Annotated in this window: 5 protein-coding genes; 3 read left to right on the top strand and 2 right to left on the bottom strand. The window is 36.6% G+C overall.

Annotated features, from left to right (window positions below; genetic code table 11):
- Together ACO1O5_RS02655 and ACO1O5_RS02650 are read right to left on the bottom strand one after the other, a co-directional pair.
- On the bottom strand, nt 1-552 hold a 552-nt coding region (locus tag ACO1O5_RS02655; protein ID WP_486268201.1), incomplete at its 3' end, for a tetratricopeptide repeat protein.
- Between the two features lie 8 nt (nt 553-560).
- Complete coding sequence (locus ACO1O5_RS02650) at nt 561-860, bottom strand: HU family DNA-binding protein (RefSeq protein WP_486268199.1); 300 nt, start codon at nt 858-860, stop codon at nt 561-563.
- Nucleotides 861-1022: 162 nt separating this feature from the next.
- Here ACO1O5_RS02650 and mutY point away from each other — a divergent pair, with 162 nt between their 5' ends.
- From mutY to gldE, 3 genes are read left to right on the top strand one after another with little or no spacing between them, the layout of a single operon-like run.
- A complete protein-coding gene (gene mutY, locus ACO1O5_RS02645; protein ID WP_486268197.1) occupies nt 1023-2078 on the top strand; it encodes an A/G-specific adenine glycosylase in 1056 nt (351 codons plus the stop codon).
- Between the two features lie 56 nt (nt 2079-2134).
- Nucleotides 2135-2563 carry a single-stranded DNA-binding protein gene (locus ACO1O5_RS02640; RefSeq protein WP_486268195.1) on the top strand — a complete coding sequence of 143 codons (429 nt, stop codon included), beginning with the start codon at nt 2135-2137 and terminating at the stop codon, nt 2561-2563.
- Nucleotides 2564-2612: 49 nt separating this feature from the next.
- Nucleotides 2613-3956, top strand: a complete 1344-nt coding sequence (gene gldE, locus ACO1O5_RS02635; RefSeq protein ID WP_486268193.1) for a gliding motility-associated protein GldE — start codon at nt 2613-2615, stop codon at nt 3954-3956.
- Nucleotides 3957-3999 lie beyond the last annotated feature (43 nt).

Genomic DNA, 3999 nt, shown 5'->3' with positions numbered 1-3999 from the left:
TTGTCCATAAACATAGCAACTTCCCAATCCAACTTTCAAATCATCATTGTCCGGATCGAGTTTTAAAGCCCTTTCAAATAGAGACGCTGCTGTCTCCGCTTCCCACGACTTTAGGGCCGCACTATCTTCTCTCCTCATATTCTCTAAAATCAAACGGGCAGCAAAGGTGAGGTTTTTTTCCGAATTATCCAATTTAGCTGCTTCGCTCAAATAATAAGCATAGGGGGGAAATATTCCTACTGAATCTTTCCAAAAATCAGCAAGCACAGTCAATTGCCTGTCAGATTGCTTTTTTACGTCTCCCCGGCTGATGCCATTTTCAATTTTTGAAACATAAATTAGTTGGGATGGAGATAGGTGCTGTTTTTCCTTGGCAATAAACGAGGTGATATCAAATGTCGGGGTAACAAGCCCAGGTGTTACAAAGTCGGGTTTCGGAATTGTTGTTTTTCCAAACAGGAACAGTAAAAGCAAAAATATGCACCCGGCAGCTGCAAGAATAATTCGTTTAATCAATTGTAATATCCAGGGAGATTTTTTGTTCCCGTGCAAAGGTACAACTATTGTGAATTGCGGTTGTGGTTACGCTCCTTTATATCCTGCACAAATTCCTTTGCCGGTTTAAAAGCGGGAATGTAGTGTTCCGGTATTTCTACTGCAATGTTTTTCTTTATGTTTCTACCGATTTTAGCTGCTCTTTTTTTAGTAATAAAACTACCAAATCCTCTTATATAGATATTTTCTCCCTTGGCTAGTGATTCCTTCACTTCCTTAAATAACGTTTCCAATGTAACTAAAACATCCACTTTGGGTATCCCTGTTTTTTCTGAAATTTGGTTGATAATATCTGCTTTTCTCATTTTTTTAAATTGAAATTTGGGTTATTGATTTAAATTCGAAACAAAAAATGTTTTACCAGGTTAGCACACGTTTATTTCCACATTTAAAATCCATTCTTCATTAATTAGGGCACATATTTGCATGAATTATTAGTTACAAATTGATTACACATTTAATATTTAATGAAAAATAAGAAATTTTTTTTTGAATTTTTAATAAAATGGAACAGAAATAAAAATAAAAGGGAAATGCCATGGAAGGGAGAAAAGGATCCTTACAAGATTTGGATTAGCGAAATAATATTACAACAGACACGCGTGCAACAAGGATTAGCGTATTATAATCGCTTCATTGCAGCATGGCCTAATGTAAAAAGCCTTGCCAAAGCCAACGAGCAGGAAGTCTATAAACTGTGGGAAGGATTGGGTTATTACAGCCGTTGCAGAAATTTGATGGCTTCTGCGAGGTATATTAACGATGAGTTGGATGGCAGGTTTCCGGATAGGTACGAAGATATTTTGTCTCTTAAGGGAATCGGAGATTATACAGCTTCTGCGATTGCGTCGTTTGCATTTAACCAGCCGTACGCAGTTGTAGACGGAAATGTTTTTAGGGTTTTGGCAAGATTTTTTGGCATTCACGCTCCTATTGATTCTACCGGCGGTAAAAAATTATTTAAAACCCTTGCCAATAAATTGGTAGACAAAAGTAACCCTGCAGAATATAACCAGGCAATTATGGACTTTGGCGCTATAGTATGCAAACCCCTTCTTCCGTTGTGCTCTGACTGTCCACTTCAAAAAAAGTGTGTTGCCAACCAAAAAAAACTTGTTAGCATTTTGCCTGTAAAAGAAAAAGGAATAAAAACCCGGCAAAGGTTTTTTAATTACCTGGTGGTTGAAACTGGAAATAAAGTCTACGTAAATCAGAGAACTGGAAAAGATATCTGGCAAAACCTGTTTGAGTTTATCCTGATTGAAACGGACCAGATGATACCGGAGGACGAATTCTTAAAAGGCCAATCAGTTGGAAAGTTATTTAATAGAGAAAGTATTAAGATTGACAAAGTTTCCGAAACATACAGGCAAAAACTTACGCATCAAACTATTATCGGAAGGTTTATACACGTCACCCTAAAAAAGGCAGAGCAACCTTTAAAGAAATACACGCCCGTTTCTAAGAATGAACTCAAAAAGCTTGCATTTCCTAAATTTATCACTTCTTACTTGCAGGATTAAAATGTATCTTTAAATTTGTTTTTATCAAATCGCGAACTGAAGAAAATAAGTTTTTTATGAGAGGCGTAAACAGAGTTGTACTAATAGGTAACCTGGGTAAAGACCCTGAAATACAATATCTCGAGGGAAACATTCCTGTAGCAAAATTTCCATTGGCCACAACTGAAACCTATAAAGACAAAACAGGAAAGCTGATTTCTCAAACGGAATGGCACAATGTTGTTTTATGGCGTGGCCTTGCCGAACTGGCACAAAAATACCTTCATAAAAGTAGCCTTGTTTATATTGAGGGCCGCTTAAAAACAAGGCATTGGGAAGACAGGGATCACAATAAGAAAATGGCGACAGAGATTATTGCCGATAACCTTATCATGCTGGACAAGCGTTCAGAAGGCGGGCAACCTGGTTTGGAAGGAGGCCATGAGAATTTACCGGGCAATGATATACCACCCATAGACGATGGAACAGAAAAGCTTCCTTTTTAATTCGGCTGATTATTATATTGAGCCGCATCTTTAACTAAAATTATTTGCTTTGGATTATCATTCGTTTATTCATTACAGTTATACCTTACTTAATTTTCTTGTAATAACTCCTGCTGCCACAACCATACTTTTTTTTACTATTATCATACTTTTCTTACTTTCTTTTATGGTGTCGGGTTCCGAAGTAGCTTTTTTTTCGCTTACAGTTAAGGACATAAATATGCTTAAAACCAGGCAACACCCATCTTATAAGAGAATTATCACCTTGCTTGAAAATCCTAAAACTTTGCTTGCATCAATGCTAATTACAAACAGCCTTGTAAATATTGGGATTATACTTATATCAAACACGCTGATGAATAACTGGATTGATAGCCTCCACTTACAGTTCATTCTTGAATTCACAATTAAAGTTGTTGTTGTTACTGCATTACTGGTTATGTTTTGCGAAGTATTACCAAAAGTATGGGCGACACATCATAAAATATGGTTTGCCGCTACCTCTTCCCTGGTGATAGAAATATTCCACAGTATTTTTTTTCAGATAAGCATCCGCATGGTAAGGCTAAGCGATAGAATTGAAAAAGGCTTTCATTCAGGCTCTTCCCGCATGGATGATACGCAACTGGACTACGCCATTGACCTGCTGCCTGATCACGAAGCAACCAGCGAAGAAAAACAAATTTTAAAAGGTATTAGAAAATTTGGTAACACAACTGTTAAGCAAACAATGCGTACACGTTTGGACGTTAGTGGCATTGAGCTAAATACTTCTTTCCAGGATGTAAAAAATAAGGTGGAAGAAATGCACTACTCACGGTTACCTGTTTATAAAAATAACCTGGATGAAATTGTCGGTATTCTTCATACAAAAGATTTATTACCCCATCTCGATGAGGAAATATATGACTGGCATACTCTGATGCGTCCTGTATTTTATGTTCATGAACAAAAATTAATTGAAGATCTCTTGCAGGATTTTCGGAATAAGCGGATCCATTTTGCAGTTGTTGTAGATGAATTTGGCGGAACCTCTGGTATTGTAACACTCGAAGATGTGATGGAAGAGATTATCGGAGACATACAGGATGAATTTGACGATGAACAAAGTGCCAATAAAAAATTAGACGACTTCAATTATATATTTGAAGGAAAAACTATGATCAACGATGTATGCAAGGCTCTTCATATTCCTATTAATACTTTTGATAAAATTCGTGGCGATAGCGATTCTCTTGCCGGTCTTGTGCTTGAAATTGCCGGTGAGTTTCCCCAGGTAAACGAAAATATTGTTGCTGGTGATTTTACATTTATACCCCTTGTTATCAATAAGAACAGAATTGAAAGAGTAAAACTTACATTGAAAAAAAATGAAAATGCACAAACCGTTTAAGGCAAGAAATACTTTTTCAATGCTATTAGTTTTAATGATTCTT

The organism is Ginsengibacter sp., from assembly GCF_057362405.1.
The sequence above is the reverse complement of the archived record's forward strand: the minus strand, read 5'-3'. Positions and strand labels throughout refer to the sequence as shown.